At 67.5% G+C, this 19,967-nt stretch carries 19 protein-coding genes; 7 read left to right on the top strand and 12 right to left on the bottom strand.

Going from position 1 to position 19,967, the window contains the following annotated elements; all coding sequences use genetic code 11:
* Positions 1–67: 67 nt before the first annotated feature.
* The 10 genes from lpdA to GDI_RS09205 all read right to left on the bottom strand — a co-directional run bounded on the left by lpdA (position 68) and on the right by GDI_RS09205 (position 11,978).
* The gene (gene lpdA / locus GDI_RS09250; protein ID WP_012225582.1) at positions 68–1,477 is read right to left on the bottom strand and encodes a dihydrolipoyl dehydrogenase; all 1,410 of its coding nucleotides are present in this window, start codon (positions 1,475–1,477) and stop codon (positions 68–70) included.
* Positions 1,478–1,489: 12 nt separating this feature from the next.
* Positions 1,490–2,764 carry a pyruvate dehydrogenase complex dihydrolipoamide acetyltransferase gene (locus GDI_RS09245; protein WP_012225580.1) on the bottom strand — a complete coding sequence of 425 codons (1,275 nt, stop codon included), beginning with the start codon at positions 2,762–2,764 and terminating at the stop codon, positions 1,490–1,492.
* Between the two features lie 12 nt (positions 2,765–2,776).
* Positions 2,777–4,123: a pyruvate dehydrogenase complex E1 component subunit beta gene (locus GDI_RS09240; protein ID WP_012225578.1), complete on the bottom strand. Its 1,347-nt coding sequence runs from the start codon at positions 4,121–4,123 to the stop codon at positions 2,777–2,779.
* A 3-nt stretch (positions 4,124–4,126) separates the two neighbouring features.
* A complete protein-coding gene (pdhA, locus tag GDI_RS09235; protein ID WP_012552983.1) occupies positions 4,127–5,137 on the bottom strand; it encodes a pyruvate dehydrogenase (acetyl-transferring) E1 component subunit alpha in 1,011 nt (336 codons plus the stop codon).
* A gap of 111 nt (positions 5,138–5,248) precedes the next feature.
* Positions 5,249–5,764 carry a cyclic pyranopterin monophosphate synthase MoaC gene (moaC, locus tag GDI_RS09230; RefSeq protein WP_012225575.1) on the bottom strand — a complete coding sequence of 172 codons (516 nt, stop codon included), beginning with the start codon at positions 5,762–5,764 and terminating at the stop codon, positions 5,249–5,251.
* A gap of 2 nt (positions 5,765–5,766) precedes the next feature.
* Entirely contained in the window at positions 5,767–6,627 is an 861-nt protein-coding gene (trpC, locus tag GDI_RS09225) for an indole-3-glycerol phosphate synthase TrpC (protein ID WP_081434754.1), read from the bottom strand.
* On the bottom strand, positions 6,627–7,757 hold the full coding sequence (trpD, locus tag GDI_RS09220; protein WP_012225571.1) for an anthranilate phosphoribosyltransferase: 1,131 nt from the start codon (positions 7,755–7,757) through the stop codon (positions 6,627–6,629). Before trpD ends, trpC begins: the two co-directional genes overlap by 1 nt.
* 7 nt (positions 7,758–7,764) lie before the next feature.
* Entirely contained in the window at positions 7,765–8,361 is a 597-nt protein-coding gene (locus tag GDI_RS09215) for an anthranilate synthase component II (protein ID WP_012225568.1), read from the bottom strand.
* 120 nt (positions 8,362–8,481) lie between these two features.
* Positions 8,482–10,050 carry an anthranilate synthase component I gene (gene trpE / locus GDI_RS09210; RefSeq protein ID WP_012225566.1) on the bottom strand — a complete coding sequence of 523 codons (1,569 nt, stop codon included), beginning with the start codon at positions 10,048–10,050 and terminating at the stop codon, positions 8,482–8,484.
* Positions 10,047–11,978: a peptidylprolyl isomerase gene (locus tag GDI_RS09205; RefSeq protein ID WP_012225565.1), complete on the bottom strand. Its 1,932-nt coding sequence runs from the start codon at positions 11,976–11,978 to the stop codon at positions 10,047–10,049. The genes trpE and GDI_RS09205 overlap by 4 nt, the downstream gene beginning before the upstream one ends.
* A gap of 260 nt (positions 11,979–12,238) precedes the next feature.
* On the opposite strand from GDI_RS09205, the gene tpiA reads away from it, so the two are divergent.
* From tpiA to kdsA, 4 genes are all read left to right on the top strand, one after another.
* The gene (tpiA, locus tag GDI_RS09200) at positions 12,239–12,982 is read left to right on the top strand and encodes a triose-phosphate isomerase (RefSeq protein WP_012225564.1); all 744 of its coding nucleotides are present in this window, start codon (positions 12,239–12,241) and stop codon (positions 12,980–12,982) included.
* A 51-nt stretch (positions 12,983–13,033) separates the two neighbouring features.
* On the top strand, positions 13,034–13,369 hold the full coding sequence (gene secG / locus GDI_RS09195) for a preprotein translocase subunit SecG (RefSeq protein WP_012225563.1): 336 nt from the start codon (positions 13,034–13,036) through the stop codon (positions 13,367–13,369).
* 114 nt (positions 13,370–13,483) lie between these two features.
* Complete coding sequence (locus tag GDI_RS09190) at positions 13,484–15,115, top strand: CTP synthase (protein ID WP_012225562.1); 1,632 nt, start codon at positions 13,484–13,486, stop codon at positions 15,113–15,115.
* Positions 15,112–15,948 carry a 3-deoxy-8-phosphooctulonate synthase gene (gene kdsA / locus GDI_RS09185; RefSeq protein ID WP_012225561.1) on the top strand — a complete coding sequence of 279 codons (837 nt, stop codon included), beginning with the start codon at positions 15,112–15,114 and terminating at the stop codon, positions 15,946–15,948. The genes GDI_RS09190 and kdsA overlap by 4 nt, the downstream gene beginning before the upstream one ends.
* An 18-nt stretch (positions 15,949–15,966) precedes the next feature.
* Here the strand turns inward: kdsA and GDI_RS09180 are convergent, their stop codons facing one another.
* Positions 15,967–16,443 (bottom strand): DUF3429 domain-containing protein, encoded by a 477-nt coding sequence (locus GDI_RS09180; RefSeq protein ID WP_012552980.1) that lies wholly within the window; start codon positions 16,441–16,443, stop codon positions 15,967–15,969.
* Between the two features lie 138 nt (positions 16,444–16,581).
* Between GDI_RS09180 and eno the strand changes: the two genes are divergently transcribed.
* Together eno and GDI_RS09170 are read left to right on the top strand one after the other, a co-directional pair.
* Positions 16,582–17,862 (top strand): phosphopyruvate hydratase, encoded by a 1,281-nt coding sequence (gene eno / locus GDI_RS09175; protein WP_012225559.1) that lies wholly within the window; start codon positions 16,582–16,584, stop codon positions 17,860–17,862.
* Between the two features lie 119 nt (positions 17,863–17,981).
* Complete coding sequence (locus tag GDI_RS09170) at positions 17,982–18,311, top strand: FtsB family cell division protein (protein WP_012225558.1); 330 nt, start codon at positions 17,982–17,984, stop codon at positions 18,309–18,311.
* Positions 18,312–18,404: 93 nt separating this feature from the next.
* On the opposite strand, the gene rpmG is transcribed toward GDI_RS09170, so the two are convergent.
* Positions 18,405–18,572 carry a 50S ribosomal protein L33 gene (gene rpmG, locus GDI_RS09165; protein ID WP_012225557.1) on the bottom strand — a complete coding sequence of 56 codons (168 nt, stop codon included), beginning with the start codon at positions 18,570–18,572 and terminating at the stop codon, positions 18,405–18,407.
* Between the two features lie 158 nt (positions 18,573–18,730).
* On the opposite strand from rpmG, the gene GDI_RS09160 reads away from it, so the two are divergent.
* On the top strand, positions 18,731–19,936 hold the full coding sequence (locus GDI_RS09160; RefSeq protein WP_012225556.1) for a molybdopterin molybdotransferase MoeA: 1,206 nt from the start codon (positions 18,731–18,733) through the stop codon (positions 19,934–19,936).
* Positions 19,937–19,967 lie beyond the last annotated feature (31 nt).

Genomic DNA, 19,967 nt, shown 5'->3' with positions numbered 1-19,967 from the left:
GCCGTGAGCACCGGAGCACAGGAAACGCGCGTAGGATCGCCGCCAGCGCGCATTTGCGGGCAGGCTTTCAGATATGCAGCGCCCCGTCATAGGCCGCCAGAACCGCCTCGTGCATCGCTTCGGATATGGTGGGGTGCGGAAAGACCGTTTCCTTCAGCTCGGCGTCGGTCAGTTCCGACGTCCGGGCGATGACGTAGCCCTGGATCATCTCCGTGACCTCGGCCCCGATCATGTGCGCGCCCAGCAATTCGCCCGTCTTGGCGTCGAACACCGTCTTGACCAGGCCCTCGGGCTCTCCCATCGCGATGGCCTTGCCATTGCCGATGAAGGGAAACCGCCCGACGCGCACCGTATGGCCCGCCGCCTTCGCCGCGGCCTCGGTCATCCCGACCGAGGCGACCTGTGGACGGCAGTAGGTGCACCCGGGAATGTTCCGCGGGTCGATCGGGTGGACGTGGCGCCCGGCGATCGCCTCGACGCACATCACGCCTTCATGGCTGGCCTTGTGCGCCAGCCATGGCGGCCCCGCGATGTCGCCGATGGCATACACCCCGGGCTCGCCGGTCCGGCAATAGGCATCGACCTTGATGTGGGTGCGGTCGACCTGGATCGCCGTGCCCTCCAGGCCGATATTCTCCACATTGCCCACGATGCCGACCGCTGAAATCACGCGATCGACCGTGATGTCGTGGGTCTTGCCGCCCGCTTCGACCGACAGGCTGACGCTGTCACCGTTCTTGCGGATCGGGCCGATCTTCGCCCCCGTCAGCAAGGTGAAACCCTGCTTGACGAAGGCCTTGTGCGCCAGCGCGCTGATCTCTTCGTCCTCGACCGGCAGGATGCGGTCCAGGACTTCGACGACCGTCACCTCGGCGCCCATGTTGCGGTAGAAGGACGCGAATTCGATGCCGATCGCGCCCGACCCCACCACCAGCAGCCGTTTCGGCATTTCGGTGGGTACCATCGCCTCGCGATAGGACCAGATCAGCTTGCCGTCCGGCTCCAGCCCCGGCAGGACCCGGGCCCGGGCCCCGGTCGCCAGGATGACGTTCGCGGCGCTCAGCGTCGCGACCGGCTTGCCGTCCTTGGTGACCTCGATCTTGCGGCGGCCGCCGGACGTGCCCGCCAGCTTGCCGAAACCGTCGAACACCGGGACCTTGTTCTTCTTCAGCAGATGCGCGACGCCGGCCGAAAGCTGGCCCGCGACCTTGCGCGAGCGTTTGACCACCTTGTCCAGGTCGAAGCGGACATTGTCGGCGGCGAAGCCGAATTCGCCCAGATTATGCAGCAGGTGGTTGATTTCCGACGACCGCAGCAGCGCCTTGGTGGGAATGCAGCCCCAGTTGAGGCAGATGCCGCCCAGGTGGTTGGCTTCGACCACGGCGGTGCTGAGCCCAAGCTGGGCCGCCCGGATGGCGGCGACATAGCCACCCGGACCGCCGCCGATGACGACGATATCGAACTCTGTCTTGCTCATGAACTGCGTTCCTCAGACCACCAGGCTCAGCGGCGATTCGACCACCGAGCGGAAGGTCGAAACCCATTCGGCGGCCAGGGCGCCGTCGACGACGCGATGATCGACCGACAGCGTCACCGTCATCACGGTGGCGATCCGGATCGCGTCGTCCTTGACCACGGCGCGCTTCTCAGCCGCCGCGATGGCCAGGATGGCGGCCTGGGGCGGATTGATGATGGCCGAGAATTCCTTCACCCCATACATGCCCATGTTCGAGATCGAGAACGATCCGCCCTGAAATTCCTGCGGCTTCAGCTTGCCGGCGCGGGCGCGGGTGATCAGATCCTTCGCGTCCTCGCTGATCTCGCGCAGCGACTTGCGGTCGGCCTGGCGCACGATCGGCGTGATCAGCCCATCGGCGATCGACACGGCGACCGAGACATCGACATCGTCGTACAGGATCGTCGCGTCCTCGGTATAGGATGCATTGACCTTCGGCACCCGACGCAGGGTTACCGCCACCGCCTTGATCAGCATGTCATTGACCGACAGCTTGAACGCTCCCGGTCCCTCGGCCGGCGAGGCCGCGTTCAGCTTCGCCCGCAGGTCCAGCAGCGCGTCCAGTTCCACATCCATCGCCACGTAGAAATGCGGGATGGTCGACTTCGCCTCGGTCAGCCGCCGGGCGATGACCTTGCGGATGGTCGAGTTCGGCACGGCGGTATGCGGCGCCTCGATCGCTGCGGCCGGGGCGGACGGTGCCGGGGATGGTACCGGGGCCGCCACGGGCGCCGCCGTCGCGGATTCGACGTCGCGACGCACGATCCGGCCATTCGGGCCGCTGCCCTTCACGCCGGACAGGTCGATCCCCTTCTGCGCCGCGATGCGCCGCGCCAACGGCGACGCGAAGACGCGCGTGCCCTGGGCCGGAGCCGGCGCCGCGCCCTGGGGCACGGCCGGGGCGGCCGCGATCGCCGGTGCCTTGGCCTCGGAAACCGGGGCCGCCGCCACGGGAGCCGCCGCCGGAGCAGCCGCCACGGGGGCTGCGTCATCGGGAACGCTCTCGCCTTCCGCCACCACGATGGCGATCGGCGCGTTGACCTTCACCCCTTCGGTGCCTTCGGAAACCAGGATGCGGCCCAGCAAGCCGTCATCCACGGCCTCGACCTCCATCGTCGCCTTGTCGGTCTCGATCTCGGCGATCACGTCGCCGGAATGGATCGCGTCGCCTTCCTTCTTCAGCCAGCGGGACAGCTTGCCCTCGGTCATCGTCGGCGACAGCGCCGGCATCAGGATATTCACGGACATCGCGCTGCTCCCTCAGACCAGCTTGCGGACCGCATCCACCACCCAGGTCGGGTTGGGAAGGGCCAGCTTCTCAAGATTGGCGGCGAAGGGCATCGGCACGTCGGCACCGGCGACCCGCGCAGGCGGCGCGTCCAGATAGTCGAACGCATGTTCGATGACCTGCATCGACACTTCGGCGCCGATCCCCGCGAACGGCCAGCCTTCCTCGACGCAGACCAGGCGGCTGGTCTTCTTCACGCTGGCCACGATGGTTTCGATATCCAGCGGGCGGATGGTGCGCAGGTTGATGACCTCGGCCTCGATCCCCTGCTCGGCCAGGATCGCCGCGGCTTCCAGCGCCGTGCCGACCATGATCGAGAAGGTGACGATGGTCACGTCCCTGCCCTCGCGCTCGACCTTGGCGCGGCCGATCGGCAGGATGAAATCCTCGTCTACCGGGCACGGGAACTTCTGGCCGTACAGGATCTCGTTTTCCAGCACGATGACCGGGTTCGGGTCGCGGATGGCGGCGCGCAGCAGGCCCTTGGCGTCGGCCGCCGACCACGGCGCCACCACCTTCAGCCCCGGCACGTGGCCGTACCAGCTGGCATAGCACTGCGAATGCTGGGCACCCACGCGGGCCGCCGCCCCGTTGGGGCCACGGAAGACGATCGGGCAGGACATCTGGCCGCCGGACATGTAGCGGGTCTTGGCGGCCGAATTGATGATCTGGTCGATCGCCTGCATCGCGAAATTCATGGTCATGAATTCGACGATCGGCTTCAGGCCCGTCAGCGCCGCGCCGACCGCCATGCCGGTGAAGCCCTGTTCGGTGATCGGGGTGTCGATCACGCGCTTTTCGCCGAATTCGTCCAGCAGGCCCTGCGACACCTTGTAGGCGCCCTGGTACTGCGCGACTTCCTCGCCGATCAGGAACACGTCCTGGTCGCGGCGCAGTTCGGCGGCCATGGCGTCGCGCAGGGCTTCGCGCACGGTGATTTCGGCGGTCTCGCCCCAATCCTTCTCAGGCGCCGCGACGGGAGCCGCCACGGGCGAGACCGGCTGCGGCGCGGCCGGCGCCGCAGCGGCCTGGGGTGCCGGGGCCTTCGCGGCCGGTGCCGCCGCGGGGGCCGCGGCACCGCCCTCGGACTGCAGGGTTGCGATCGGCGTGTTGACCGGGACGTTCTCGGTGCCTTCGGGGATCAGGATATCGCCCAGCGTCCCCTCGTCCACGGCCTCGACTTCCATCGTCGCCTTGTCGGTCTCGATTTCCGCGATCACGTCCCCGGCGGCGACATGGTCGCCGGTCGTCTTCAGCCAGCGGGCCAGCTTGCCCTCGGTCATGGTGGGCGAAAGCGCCGGCATCAGGATCTGCGTCATCGCTCAGCCCTCCACCAGCACGTCGGTCCACAGTTCCGCCGGATCGGGCTCCGGGCTGGTCTGCGCGAAATCGGCGGCGTCCACGACCACTTCCTTCACCTTGTCCTCGATCGTCTTCAGTTCGGCTTCCCCGACGCCCATGGCCAGCAGTTCCTTGCGTACCCGATCGATCGGGTCATGATTCTTCCGCATCTCGTCCACTTCGGAGCGGGGGCGGTACTTCGCCGGGTCGGACATCGAATGGCCGCGATAGCGATAGGTCGTCATCTCCAGCAGGTACGGTCCCTTGCCCTGCCGGCAATGTTCGATCGCCTCGCGCGCCGCGTCGCGCACGGCCTCGACATCCATGCCGTCGACCTGACGGCCCGGGATGCCCCAGGGCTCGCCATTGCGCCACAATTCCTTGGACGCCGACGACCGCTCGACGCTGGTGCCCATGCCGTAATGGTTGTTTTCCAGCACGAATACGCAGGGCAGCTTGTGAAGGGCCGCCAGGTTGAAGCTTTCATAGACCTGACCCTGGCTGGACGCGCCCTCGCCGAAATAGGCGATCGAGACCTCGTCCGTGCCGCGATACTTGTTGGCGAAGGCCAGACCGATACCCAGCGACACCTGGGCGCCGACGATGCCGTGCCCGCCATAGAAATGCTTCTCGGACGAGAACATGTGCATCGACCCGCCCTTGCCGCGGGAATAGCCGCCCTCGCGCCCGGTCAGTTCGGCCATCACGCCGCGCGGGTCCATGCCGGCGGCCAGCATCTGCCCATGGTCGCGGTAGGAGGTGATGATCTTGTCCCCCTGCTTCAGCTCCATCTGCACGCCGACGACCACGGCTTCCTGGCCGATATACAGATGGCAGAAGCCGCCGATCAGCCCCATGCCATAAAGCTGGCCGGCCCGTTCCTCGAACCGGCGGATCAGCACCATGTCATGAAAGGCGCGCGTCAGGTCTTCCTTGCTCATCGACGGACTGTTGCGTCCGGCCTCTGTCGCGGATTTCCGAGTTTCGCCCATGATGAACGCTCCCTTGTTCTTGTTATAACATCTTTGATCGCAAGCCAGATCCCACCCGGGACGTCTGATCGCCCTTGTCATGGCCAGGCCGTGCGCCTGCCGTTCGGATGGTTATGCCATGGGTGTCGGTGCCGCTCCCGCTTCGGGGCGTTCGTACGAGCCGGATTGCCCGCCCGTCTTGCGCGCCAGGTACACCGCCTCGATCGTCATGCCGCGATCGACCGCCTTGCACATATCGTACAGCGTCAGCGCCGCCACGCTGACCGCCGTCAGGGCCTCCATCTCCACCCCGGTCTGACCGGTGGTGCCGACGCAGGCCTCGATCTCCACCCCGGTCCGGTCATGGGACGCCGTCAGTTCCACCCGGACCGAGGACAATGGAAGCGGGTGGCAGAGCGGGATCAGGTCGGCGGTCTTCTTGGCCGCCATGATTCCCGCGATCCGCGATACCGCCAGCACGTCACCCTTCTTGATGGTGCCCGACAGGATCAGGTCCAACGTCTCCTCGCGCATCGACACCCGCCCGCGGGCGACGGCCTGCCGCGCCGTGGCCGGCTTGGTGGACACATCGACCATGACGGCATGGCCGTTGGCGTCCAGGTGAGACAATCCGCCGGCAGTCGCCATGTTCAGACCGTGCCCAGCAGCACGCGGGCCGCGTCGCCGGGGACATCGTGGCGCAGCAGGCTCTCGCCGACCAGGAAGCCGCTGGCGCCGATCTCGCTCAGCCGGACGATGTCCGCGTGCGTGCTGATGCCACTCTCCGACACCACGATCCGGTCCGGCGGCACCAGGGGGGTCAGTTGGATGGTTGTCTCAAGATCGGTCTTCAAGGTCTTGAGATTTCGGTTATTAATGCCAATCAGGGACGTATCCAGCGCCAGGGCGCGGTTCAGTTCGCCCTCGTCATGCACTTCCACCAGCACGTCCATGTCCAGTCCGCGCGCGATGTCCAGCAGCTCCGATGCCTCGGTATCCGTCAGGGCGGCCAGGATCAGCAGGATGCAGTCCGCACCGATCAGCCGGCTTTCATGGACCTGCCACGGGTCCAGGATGAAATCCTTGCGCAGGATCGGCAGGCTGCATGCCTTGCGAACCCGTTGCAGGTCCTCGGCGCAGCCGTGGAAGCAGGACCCTTCGGTCAGCACCGAGATACAGGCGGCGCCCGCCGTTTCATATTGCACGGCGATGCCGGCCGGATCGTAGTCCGGGCGCAGGATGCCCGCGGATGGCGATGCCTTCTTGATCTCCGCGATCAGGCCGATCTGCCGGTCCGCCGTGCGTTGCTTCAGCGCCTGGCCGAACCCCCGGGTGGGAGAGTCGACCTCGCGCGCGCGGGCGGTGATGTCCTTCAGCGGGGTGATCGTCGCCCGCTGGGCGACATCCACGCGGGTGCGGGCACAAATCCGCGCCAGGACATCGGGAATCCCGTCCTGGCCGGGCGTGTTACCGCAATCGATCGGCGCCTGGCTTGTCGGCATGTCGTTCATCATAAGCTTTGTGTAATCCCCTCCGGCGTATCCATGTGGCGACGGCGCGCGGAATTCAGCATGGCCAGGGCCGATCCGTCATCCAGCACGCGGGCCGCATCCGCCACCAGCGCCCGTAGCGACGCCGGTCTCAATCTCCCATCGTCATCCAGTGCCGCACCGCGTCCCGCCACATGCAGGCAGGCCGCCGCGTTCAGCAGCACGGTATCGCGATAGGCTCCATGGGCGCCCGCCAGCAAAGCCGTAAGGGCCGCCGCATTTTCCTCCGCCCCGCCACCCGCGATCGCCGTGATCGGCGCGGGGCGCAGGCCCGCATCCTCGGGCCGCAGCGTCAGGTCGTAAATCCGTCCGTTCTGCAACGCCACGATCGCGGTAGGACCGGCCAGCGTCAGTTCGTCCACGCCCCGGCCGCCCGTCGCGCCTTCGCAATAGCCATGCACGGCCCACACGCGCTCCGACCCCAGAAGCTGCAACGTCTCCACCACCGGGCGCAGCCATGCCGGATCGAACACACCGACCAGTTGATGTGTGACGCCGGCCGGATTGCACAAGGGGCCGATCAGGTTGAACAGCGTGCGGATTCCCAGCGCGGCCCGCACCGGTCCGGCATGGCGCATGGCCGGATGGTGCGCCGGCGCCGCCATGAAAGCCAGGTTTCCGTCATTGATCCGCGCGGCGATCACCGACGGGTCGTCCGACAGATCCACGCCCAGCGCGCCCAGCACGTCGGTCGCGCCGGAACGCGACGACAGGGCCCGGTTGCCATGCTTGGCGACCGGAACACCCAGCGCGGCCAGGACGAAGGCGACGGCGGTCGAAATATTCAGTGTGCCCAGTCCGTCGCCGCCCGTGCCGCAGACATCGATCGTGCCCGGAGGAACGGGGCCGACCGCCCGCATGCGTGACCGCACGGCGCGCACCGCGCCCAGCAGTTCCGCGCGCTTCTCACCCCGGACCCGCAACGCCATCAGGAAGGCGGCGATCAGCGTGTCGGGCACGCCGCCGTCCATGATCAGGCCGAACGCGTCCTCGGCCTCGGTTTCAGTCAGTGTTTCGCCCCGCGCCAGGCGGTTCAGGATGGTCCGGAACGCACCCGCTTGGTCGGCAGACAGGGACGGCACGCCATCCATGATCGGCTCAGGCCGCTTTTCGCGGTGTGTTCAGGCCCCGCGCGATGGCCATGAAATTGGCCAGGATGTCGTGCCCGTGTTCCGACGCGATGCTCTCGGGGTGGAACTGGACGCCGAAGATCGGCAGCGTGCGGTGGCGCAGCCCCATGATGACGCCGTCCTCGGTCCGGGCGACCGGCACCAGGTCGGACGGCAGGTCGGCCGGATCGACGGTCAGGCTGTGATAGCGCGTGGCCAGGAACGGGTCGGGCAGGCCCGCGAATACGCCGCTCCCGTCATGGGTCACCGGGCTGACCTTGCCATGCATCGGGGTGGGCGCCCGCACGACCGTTCCGCCGAACACCTGCCCGATGGCCTGGTGCCCCAGGCAGACGCCGAAGACCGGAACGCGGCCGGCGGCCTTGCAGATCAGTTCGCAGCAGATCCCCGCCTGGTCCGGCGTGCCCGGGCCGGGCGACAGCACGATGGCGTCGGGGTTCAGGTCCATGGCCTGGTCGGCGGTCAGCGCGTCATTGCGGCGAACGTCGCACACCTCCCCCAGGTCGCCCAGATAGTGGACGAGGTTGAAGGTGAAGCTGTCGTAATTGTCGATCAGCAGGATCATGGCAATATGATGACCTCCCGTTTCGGCCCGGTCAAACAACAGATCAGAAATTAATCAAAATAATGTCTGGCGTTCAAAAATGGGGATTTTATTGCGCCACTCGTTAAGAACGGCGCAATTTTATGATCCCGCCGTGTTCTGCCCGCGGGCGAACTGCACAGCGTCCTCGGCCGCGCGGAACAGGGCACGCGCCTTGTGCCGGGTTTCCTCGTATTCCAGGTCGGGCACGCTGTCGGCCACCACGCCGCAGCCGGCCTGCACGTGCATCTGCCCGTCCTTGACCACGGCCATGCGCAGGCCGATGCAGGTATCCATGGCGCCGTTCGCCCCGAAATAGCCGATGCATCCGGCGTAGGTGGCGCGGCGGGTCGGCTCGACCTCGTCGATGATCTCCATCGCACGGATCTTCGGCGCGCCGGTCAGGGTCCCGGCGGGAAAGCCCGCGATCAGGGCATCCAGCGCCTCCAGCCCCGGCCGCAACTGCCCCTCGACGTTCGAGGAAATGTGCATGACGTGGCTGAAGCGCTCGATGACGAATTTCTCGGTCACCTGGACCGAACCCACGGTACAGGCCCGCCCGATATCGTTGCGCCCCAGATCGATCAGCATCAGGTGCTCGGCCAGTTCCTTGGGGTCGGCCAGCAGGTCCCGCTCCAGCGCCAGATCCTCCTCGTCCGTCCGGCCGCGCGGGCGGGTGCCGGCCAGCGGGCGCACCGTCATCTGCCCGTCGCGCAGCCGGACCAGGATTTCGGGCGACGAGCCCACCAGGCTGAATCCGTCGAACGCCAGGTTGAACAGGAACGGCGCCGGATTGATGCGGCGCAGCGCCCGGTACAGCGCCAGCGGCGGCAGCGTGAAGGCGGTCGAGAAACGCTGGCTGGGCACGACCTGGAAGGCATCGCCCGCCGCGATGTAGTCCTGGATGCGCCGGACCATGGCGCAGAAACCCTCACGCGTGAAGGTCGAGCGCGGCGCCTCGAGCGGCCCGGTATAATCCGGCGTGATCTCGTGCAGTTGCAGCGGCTCGGACAGGGTGCGCCGCGCCGTGGCCAGCAGGTCCTGCGCCGCCTGCCATGCCGCTTCGGGCGTGCGGTCGCTTCGGGGGCGCACGGGCGCCGCCAGGATCAGCTCGTCGCGCACCGTATCGAAGATCGCGAACAGCCCGGGGCGGATCATCACCCCTTCGGGCAGGTCCAGGTCGTCAGCCGGCATGTCCGGCAGATGCTCCATCTGCCGGACCATGTCATAGCCCAGATAGCCGAACAGCCCGGCCACCATGGGCGGCAGGCCGGACGGCAACGTCATCTGGCTGGCGCGGATCACGGCGCGCAGCGAATCCAGCGGCGGCACCCCGGCCGGCACGAACGCGGCCGGGTCCCGCGCCGCGTCGGTGTTGATCGTGGCCGCGCCGCCATGGCAGCGCCAGATCAGGTCGGGCAGCAGGCCGATCACCGAATACCGGCCGCGCGCCACCCCGCCCTCGACGCTTTCCAGCAGGAACGCGTTGCGCGGGGGCGCCGTGTCGCTGGCCCCGGCCAGGCGCGACAGGCGCATATAGGCGGCGACCGGGGTCAGCAGGTCCGCGGCCTCGATGCTCCAGACCACCGCGCCCTGTCCCTGCCGGAGCGTGGCCAGCACGTCGTCGCGCCCGGCCGGAACCGGGGCGGCGGAGGCGGAGGGGATGCTCACGGGCTGGATTCTCCGGCGGCGGGGCTGCCGGTCACCGACGACAGGGCGGATTGCAGCGCGCCCATGTTGGTCTTGGGCTTGACGGCCTGCTGCAGCGTTGCCGCGTAGGACAGGCCGATATCGTTGGCGATCGCCTGCGACAGGCCGGTGCGGATGCGGTCGACCTGCATCGGCTGGGTCGCGGGATCGGGATGGGTGATCGCGGTCAGGGTCGCGACATAGAACCCGTCCGGTTCGTCCAGCATGACGGTCTGCCCGGCAGCGCCCAGGCGGAAGACCAGGCGTGCCAGCTCATCGGGCACGCCCTCGATCTGCTGTCCGCGCCCCAGCGGCGCGGGGTGCAGGACCTGCTGCCCCGGGCCCGCCGCCGCCGCGACGCCGCCATGGGCCTTCGCGGCCAGGTAGAGCGCGGTGGCCTGCACATTGGCGGTGTGACGGCGGGATTCGTCCTCCCACGCGCCGCGTCCCTGGTCGGGCACGGCGTCGAAGGGGCGAAGCTGGCCCGGTTCCACGCTGTCCACGGCGACGGCGAACCAGGCATTGTCCGGCCCCTGCACCAGTGTCGGGTTCGCCCCCTTCGCCTGGGCGAAGATCCGCGCCACGATCGCCCGGCGCAGCGCGTCGCTTCCGGGAACCGGCGCGGGTTCGCCGGCCTGCGTCCGGCCCTGCTCGTCCAGCGTCCCGGCGATGGCCACGGCACCCAGATTGTCGGGAATGCGGTCCAGCCCGCCGCCGGCGATCGCGTCCTGCAGCTTCTGCACGCGCGGCCCCACCAGATCGGCGGCCTGGGTCTGGGCCATCTGGTCGCGCAGTTCCTGCCGGGCGGTGGCGAAATCGGTGTCATGCGGCGGCGTGACCTGCGTCACCCTGAAGACGACCCAGCCGGTATCGGTCTGCACCGGTCCCTGCAGGACCGAAGCCGGGGCGGCGAAGACCAGCTTCGCCAGGCCGGGCGAGGGAATCGCGCTTTCGCGGACGTTGTCCATTCCCACCGCCGCGCTGTCCTTGGCGCCAGACTGGATTTTGGCCCAGTCGGCACCCGCCTGCCACTGGGCGGCAATGGCCTGGGCGCGGGCCTGGCTGGGCGCGGTCACGATCTGCACGCTGCGGGTCTCGGGCACATGGTATTTCGATTGCTGTGCGTCATAGAGACGGCGCAGCTCGGCATCCGGAATGTCGATCGACCGCGCGACCGTGTCGGGCGACAGTACGACGATGCGCGCATGCCGGAATTCCGGCAGCCGGAACAGCCACGGATGATTGTCGTAGAACCGGCGCAGCGTCGCCGTGTCGGGCGCGGGCGTCCCCTGGTCGCCCAGGGCGATGCGCACCAGGTCGATCGTCCGGGCCTGGGCGCCGAAATCGAACGCGCGGCGCACCATGACTTCCGGAGCGCGCGCGCCGCTCTGCAGCGGCTCGACCAGCGCGCGGACGGCCAGGTCCGTCCGCACGATGTCCAGCAGCCGTGCCTCGGTCATGCCGATCTGACGCAGCCGCGAATCGAACAGCGCGCGGTCGAAGCGGCCATCCGGCCCCTTGAAGATCTGCAGGCCGAAGACCTCGTCGCGCAGCACGTCGTCGGGCACCGTCACGCCCAGCCGCCCGGCCGCCAGGATCATTTCGGACTGGGTCACCAGGCGCTGCAGGACCTGCTGCGCCGCCTGGCCACGGGCCGCGGCCGGGATCTGCGACGGGTCGCCGACGCCCATCTGGCGGGCAAGCTGCTGCAGTTCGTTCTGCACCGCCGAGAGGAACGAGTCCGTGGTGATGGTCTGGTCGCCCACCCGGGCGACGACATCCGCGCGTTCGCTGCCGATATTGGACAGCACGTCACCCACCCCCCAGCCGACGAAGGCGAGGAACAGCAGGCCGGCGATGATACGGCCCAGCCAGGAATCGACGAAGGCGTGGCGCAGGAAGGAAATCATTAAATGCAGGATCCGGACGAGAGCGGCACAGACGTCGGGGCCGCCTAGCGGCCCCCTTTTCGGCCGCGCACCATACGGACACGGCCGCCGCTTGACCAGAACCCTGTTCACGCCCCCGCCAGCAGGGTCCTGCGGCATTGCATGCGGGCGGGACGCATGGTGTAGGATGTTATAACCCGGTCGGCAGTACCCCTGAAAAAAACACAAGATCGCCCGAGACCCGACCGAAGGGCGGCGCGGAAACACAGGGATCGAGACACATGAGGCAGATGATCGTCGGCAACTGGAAGATGAACGGACTGGGCGCCCCTTCGCGCGACCTGGTCGGGGAGATCGCGGAGGGCCTGGCCACCATCCCCTCGCCTCCGCAGGTCGTGGTCTGTCCCCCGTTCACCCAACTGGCCGGGATCGGCCCCCTCCTGAAGGGCAGCGGCATCGCACTGGGGGCGCAGGACTGCCATCAGGCGGCGTCGGGCGCGCATACCGGCGACATATCCGCCGCCATGCTTGCCGACCTTGGCGTGGAATATGTCGTGCTGGGTCATTCCGAACGGCGCCGCGACCACGGCGAGCTGGACGAGACGGTGCGCGAGAAGACGCAGACCGCCCTGGCCGCCGGACTGACCCCGATCGTCTGCATCGGAGAGACCGGCGACCAGAAGGCGTCCGGCGAAAGCCGCGACGCGATCGGCTGGCAGATCCAGGGATCGCTGCCCGACGGTTTCAGCGGCGTCGTGGCCTACGAGCCCGTATGGGCGATCGGATCGGGCAACCCGGCCGCCAGCCAGGACATCGCGGACATGATGGGCTTCATCCGCGCCGAGCTGGTGCGTCAGTTCGGTGCGGCTGGAAAAACGATTCGGATCCTTTATGGTGGATCGGTCAACGGGCGCGACGCGGCGTCCATCCTGCCGATCGCCGAGGTCGGCGGCGCGCTGGTCGGCAGCGCAAGCCTGCAGGCCGACACGTTTCTGCCGATTGTGCGGGCCGCCGTGGACCTGTAAACGGTCCTTTTGCTGTGCCTTGCTTGGGCGGCGCCTTACCTGGAAGCGAGTATGATTACCGTCCTTCTTTTTCTGCATCTGTTCGTAACCCTGGCCCTGATCGGGACGGTCCTGATCCAGCGCAGCGAGGGCGGTGGCCTGGGAATCGGCAGCAGCCAGGGCATGGGAAGCTTCATGTCCGGGCGGGGAACCGCCAACCTGCTGACCCGCACCACGTCGGTCCTGGCCGGAATCTTCATGATCCTGTCGCTGACCCTGGCGGTCATGAACCGTGGGGCCTCGACCGGCAGCGGGCATGACATCCTGGCGCAGCCGCCGGCACCCGCCGCCCCTGCCACGCTGCCCGCCGCTCCGGCCACTCCGGCCGCGCCCGCGCCGACGCACTGATCGCCGCCCGCCCTCCCCGTCGCATGGCGGGGATGGTTTTTTATCGCCCCGATCGGACGGTCCGTCCGGTATGGACTTTTCACGGCGGGGCGAAACAGTGTAGGGAGGCCATCCATGACGCGGTTTGTATTCATCACTGGCGGCGTGGTCTCCTCACTCGGTAAAGGCATTGCCTCGGCAGCCCTCGCGGCCCTGCTGCAGGCGCGCGGATACCGGGTCCGGCTACGCAAGCTCGATCCTTATCTCAACGTCGATCCGGGCACCATGAGCCCGTATCAACATGGCGAAGTCTTCGTAACCGACGATGGCGCGGAGACCGATCTGGACCTTGGACATTATGAACGCTTCACCGGCGTCCATGCGACCAGGGCCGACAACGCCACAACCGGCCAGATCTATTCCGACGTGATCGCCCGCGAACGGCGCGGCGATTACCTGGGCGCGACCGTTCAGGTCATCCCCCACATCACGGACGCCATCAAGGAAGCCGTGGTCGCGGGGACCGAGGACCTGGATTTCGTGCTGGTGGAAATCGGCGGCACCGTGGGCGACATCGAAAGCCTGCCGTTCCTCGAGGCCATTCGCCAGTTGCGCAACGACCTGGGCGCCGGGCAGACGATGTTCGTCCACCTGACCCTGCTGCCGTGGATTCCCTCGGCCGGCGAACTGAAGACCAAGCCGACGCAGCATTCCGTCAAGGAACTGCAGAATGTCGGTATCCAGGCCCAGATGCTGCTGTGCCGGTCCGACCGGCCGATTCCCGACACCGAACGGCGCAAGATCGCCAATTTCTGCAATGTGCGGCCCGAGGCCGTGATCGCGGCGCTGGACGTCGACACCATCTATGCCTGCCCGGTCTCGTACCACGCCGAAGGCATGGATACCGAGGTCCTGCGCCATTTCGGCCTGCCCCATGACCAGGAACCCGACCTGTCGGCATGGAACCGGGTGCTGGACGCGATGCGCCACCCCGAGGGCGAGGTGCGGATCGCCGTGGTGGGCAAATACACGGCCCTGCTGGATGCCTATAAATCGCTGATCGAGGCGCTGCAGCATGGCGGCATCGCCAACCGGGTCCGCGTCAAGCTGGACTGGGTCGAGGCCGAGATCTTCGAGAAGTCGGAAACGGCGATCGAGGCGCTGCGCGACGCGCACGCGATCCTGGTTCCCGGCGGTTTCGGCGAACGCGGGTCCGAAGGCAAGATCCAGGCCGTACGCTTCGCACGGGAACACAACATCCCGTTCCTGGGCATCTGTTTCGGGATGCAGATGGCTGTCATCGAATGCGCCCGCAACCTGGCCGGCCTGCCCGATGCGTCTTCGACCGAATTCGGCCCGACGGAGGAACCCCTGGTCGGCCTGATGACGGAATGGGCGCGGGGCAACGAATTGCTGCGCCGGCGCGAGGGCGGCGAGATGGGCGGGACGATGCGCCTGGGCGCCTATGCCGCCAAGCTGGCCGAAGGCTCCCGCGTGGCTGAAATCTACGGCAAGACCGAGATCCGCGAACGCCACCGCCACCGCTACGAGGTGAACGTGCATTACCGCGAGGTGCTGGAGAAGGCCGGATTGCAGTTCTCGGGCATGTCGCCGGACGACATCCTGCCGGAAGTGGTGGAGTATCCGAACCATCCCTGGTTCGTCGCGGTGCAGTACCATCCCGAACTGCTGTCCAAGCCGTTCGATCCGCATCCGCTTTTCTCGGGCTTCGTCGGCGCGGCCGTGAAGAAGATGCGGCTGGTATGACCCATCCGAAATCCGTCTCGCTCGGCAGCCTGACCGTCGGCAACGATCGTCCCTTCGTCCTGATCGCCGGGCCGTGCCAGATCGAATCCGAAGCCCATGCGATGGAAACGGCCGACGCGCTGCACGGCATCGCACGGGAAACCGGGGTCGGCCTGATCTATAAAAGCTCGTTCGACAAGGCGAACCGCACCAGCCTGGGCGCCGCGCGTGGCGTGGGCATGGCGGCGGGGCTGGAAATCCTGGCACGGGTGCGCGAGCGATTCGGCGTGCCGGTGCTGACGGACGTGCATGCGGCGGACCAGTGCGCCCCCACCGCCGCCGCCGTGGACGTGCTGCAGATCCCGGCCTTCCTGTGCCGCCAGACCGACCTGCTGCTGGCGGCCGGGGAAACCGGGGCCGCGATCAACGTCAAGAAGGGGCAGTTCCTGGCGCCGTGGGACATGACGAATGTCGCGGCCAAGATCGCCTCGACCGGCAACGAGCGCATCATGCTGTGCGAGCGCGGGACCAGCTTCGGCTACAACACGCTGGTCAATGACATGCGCGGCCTGCCGATCATGGCGGCGACCGGCTATCCGGTCGTGTACGACGCCACCCATTCGGTCCAGCAGCCGGGCGGCCTGGGCGGATCGTCGGGCGGCCAGCGGGAATTCGCCCCCATCCTGGCACGGGGGGCGCTGGCGATCGGCGTCGCGGCGGTCTTCATCGAAACGCACCAGGACCCGGACAGCGCGCCCAGCGACGGACCGAACATGATCCCGATCCGGGACATGAAGGCCCTGGTCCAGCGCCTGGCCCAATATGACCGGCTGACCAAGGCCGGCACCCCGTAGGCCCCCCCCTGGCCCGCGTCATATCGCGCGGGCCAGCAGCGCCACCGCCAGACAGGTCATGATGACGGCGGTCATGCACAGCCGCAGCGCCAGATAGCCGGACGGCAATTCGCCCCGGCGCCAGGCCGCGCGTTCGGCCAGGAACAGCCCGGCAAATCCTGCCAGCAGGATCGCCAGGCCCGCCCCCGCATGCCCCAGGAACGTCGCCAGGATGGCCAGCCAGCCTACGGGCAGCGGAACACCGCCGGTGAGCATGCGGCGGTTGTCGGTCCGCGTCGTAGGCGATGCCGTGACGACGGCCGGGCGGTCCAGTGCCAGCCCCCAATGGACCGCGCCGCTGAAGGCCAGCATCAGGGCCAGATACGCCACCAGCGCCATCGTCAGGCCCGGCAACGGCCGATCCGAAGGATAGAAGAGGAGCGCCGTCGCACAGACGATGGCTGGAAACGGGCTGGCGATCCCCATTATGATCGCCAGCAGAGGCAGGCGCTTCATGTTCTTCTCCGTCTGGTCCTGCTATGGTCCCGCCGTGACCGAAGGGGAGGGCCCGGTCGCGGTCGCACGTCCCGGTCGAACCTGCAACGGGCCCAATATCCACAAACCCCAATATCCACAAACCGAGGAAGCAGAGTCATGAGTGCTATCGTCGATATCGTCGCGCGCGAAATCCTGGACAGCCGCGGCAATCCGACTGTCGAGGTCGATGTCGAACTGGCGTCGGGTGCCAAGGGACGCGCCGCCGTTCCGTCGGGCGCATCCACCGGCGCGCATGAGGCCGTCGAGCTTCGCGACGGCGACAAGTCCCGATTCGGCGGCAAGGGCGTCCTGAAGGCGGTCGAGCATGTCGAGACGGAGATCCTGGAGGCCCTGCAGGGCGCCGAATCAATGGACCAGGTGGCGATCGACGAGGCGATGATCGACCTGGACGGCACGCCGAACAAGGCCCGCCTGGGCGCCAACGCCATCCTGGCGGTATCGCTGGCGGTGGCCAAGGCCTCGGCCGAGGAACTGCAGATCCCGCTCTATCGCTATGTCGGCGGCGTCTATGCCCGCACCCTGCCGGTGCCGATGATGAACATCGTCAATGGCGGCCAGCATGCCGACAACCCGATCGACATCCAGGAATTCATGATCCAGCCGGTGGGCGCCCCCACCCTGGCCGACGCGGTGCGCGTGGGTTCGGAAATCTTCGCCCAGTTGAAGAAGAACCTGTCGGCCGCCGGCCATAACACCAATGTCGGTGACGAGGGCGGCTTCGCCCCCGGCCTGAAATCCGCCGACGACGCACTGGGCTTCATCACCAAGGCGGTCGAGGCCGCCGGTTACCGCCCCGGCGACGATGTGACCTTCGCGCTGGATTGCGCTGCGACCGAATTCTACCGTGACGGCCTCTATGTCATGGAAGGCGAAGGCAAGACCCTGGATTCCGCCGGCATGGTGGCCTACCTGGCCGACCTGGCCGCGCGCTACCCGATCGTGTCGATCGAGGACGGCCTGGCGGAAGACGACTGGGAAGGCTGGGCCGTGCTGACCGCGACGCTGGGCAAGACGGTGCAACTGGTGGGTGACGATCTGTTCGTGACCAATCCGGACCGCCTGCGCCGTGGCATCAAGGCCGGGGTGGCGAATTCGCTGCTGGTGAAGGTGAACCAGATCGGCACGCTGAGCGAGACGCTGGAAGCGGTCGAGACGGCGCAGCGCGCGGGCTATACCGCCGTGATGAGCCACCGTTCGGGCGAAACCGAGGATTCGACCATCGCCGACCTGGCCGTCGCGACCAATTGCGGGCAGATCAAGACCGGCTCGCTGTCGCGCTCCGACCGCACGGCGAAATACAACCAGCTGATCCGGATCGAGAACGAACTGGCCACTGCGGCCCGTTACGCTGGCCGGACGATCCTCAAGACGGCCTGATCGCGCGGAAAACGTACCGATCCGGCGGAAAGGGAGGGAAAAACTGTTCCCTCCCGCCACCGGATCGGGAATAGTTCGCGATGGAATTCGCTGAACGCGACAAGGGGGCGTACCAGACCATGCAGATCGGCCGGATGATTCGACGGGCAATCCGCATGGTCATTCCCCCTGCCCTGTTCATCGGCCTGACCGCCTATTTCGGCTGGAACGTCATGCAGGGCGACCATGGGCTGCAGAGCTACAAGGCGCAGCTGCAACTGCTGGCCGAGGCCCGGGCCGCCCAGCAGGACGCCATGGCGGAACAGCAGGTCTGGGTCCGTCGGGTGCGTGGGCTGAAGGAAAGCGCGCTGGACAGCGACACGCTGGACGAACGGGCGCGGGCGATGCTGAACCTGTCCCGACCCGATGAACTGGTCGTCCCCTACGGGGCGCACGAACACCTCTACTAAAGGGGAAACCCAACGAAAAAAGCCGGGGGTCCGATGGACCACCCGGCTTTTTTGTGCCGATTCCACGGGACATGTCCCGTAGAGCCCGCCTGCTTATTTGATCTTCGCTTCGCGGAAGGCGACATGCTTCCGCGCGACGGGATCGTACTTGCGCATTTCGAGCTTGCCGGTCTGGGCACGGGCATTCTTCTTCGTGACGTAGAAATACCCGGTGTCCGCCGACGAGACGAGCTTGATCTGAATCGTGTTACTCTTGGCCATGGAATCCTCAGCACTGCTCCGCCGCTGCTGGAACAATCAGGTGCAGCAGTGGTTCAAGTCGGCGGAAAATGCGCATACACAGCCCCGAGGTCAAGCGTTAGTCGCACCGATCGTCCAGATATGTGTGATTCGCGCCAAAACGGGGGAGAACGGGACCAATGCTGAGCGTGTCCGAGGCCCAGGAGCGAATCCTGGCGGAACTGATTCCCATGGGGCCGGAACTCGTGCCCCTGGCCGAGGCCTGGGGGCGCGTCGCGGGGGCCGGCATTGCCGCGCGACTGGACAATCCGCCAGCCGATATTTCGGCCATGGACGGATACGCGGTCCAGGCGGCGCACTGCCGGGCCGGTACGACCCTGCCGGTGATCGGCGAGAGCCCCGCCGGCCACCCCTTCCCCGGCGTCGTCACCCCGGACGGGTGCGTGCGGATCTATACCGGCAGCGTGATGCCCAACGGGGCGGACAGCGTGCTGATCCAGGAAAACGCGACCGAATCGGACGGGCGGATGACCGCGAGCGCGGACGCCCAGGCGGGCCGGCACATCCGGCGGCGCGGCCAGGATTTCGCCCTGGGGCAGATCGTGGTGGCCCCCGGACGGCTGCTGCTGGCGCGCGAGGTCGGATTGATAGCGGCGGCCAATCACGCATGGGTTCCCGTCCACCGGAAGCCGACCGTCGCGATCCTGGCGACGGGCGATGAAATCGCGCTGCCGGGAGAGACGATCGCGCCGGGGGGAATCGCCAATTCCAACGCCCCGATGCTGGCGGCGCTGGTCCGGGCCTGTGGCGGAACGCCGGTGATGCTGCCGATCGCGCGCGATGACGAAGCCGAGATCGCGCGGCTGGCCCAGGGCGTCGAGAGTGCGGACCTGCTGCTGACCGTGGGGGGGGCGAGCGTCGGCCGCTATGATCTGGTGCAGCGGGCGCTGGAGCGGATCGGGCTGTCGGTCGATTTCTGGAAGATCGCGATGCGTCCGGGCAAGCCGCTGATGCATGGCCGAATCGGCCGGGTGCCGGTGCTGGGCCTGCCGGGCAATCCGGTGGCGGCCATGATCTGCGCCATCGTTTTCGCCATGCCGGCAATCCGGGTACTGGCGGGCCGCAGCGACCCGATGGTGGCGTACGACCTGGCGACACTGGGGGGCGACCTGCCGGCGAACGACCATCGGGCGGACCATCTGCGTGCCCGGCTGGACCGGGCGGCGGACGGCAGCCTGCTCGCCACCGCGTTCCCGCGACAGGATTCGGCCATGCTGCGCACCCTGGCGGACAGCCAGGCGTTGATCCTGCGCGCCCCCCACGCCCCTGCGGCCCGGACGGGCGAGCCGTGCCGGATCATCCGCCTGGATACGCTGTCCATCTGAGATGGCTGACCGGAAATGCGCGCTGCGCGGC

The organism is Gluconacetobacter diazotrophicus PA1 5, assembly GCF_000067045.1.
GTDB lineage: Bacteria > Pseudomonadota > Alphaproteobacteria > Acetobacterales > Acetobacteraceae > Gluconacetobacter > Gluconacetobacter diazotrophicus.
Note: the sequence above shows the minus strand (reverse complement) of the source record. Positions and strands in the feature narration are given on the sequence as shown.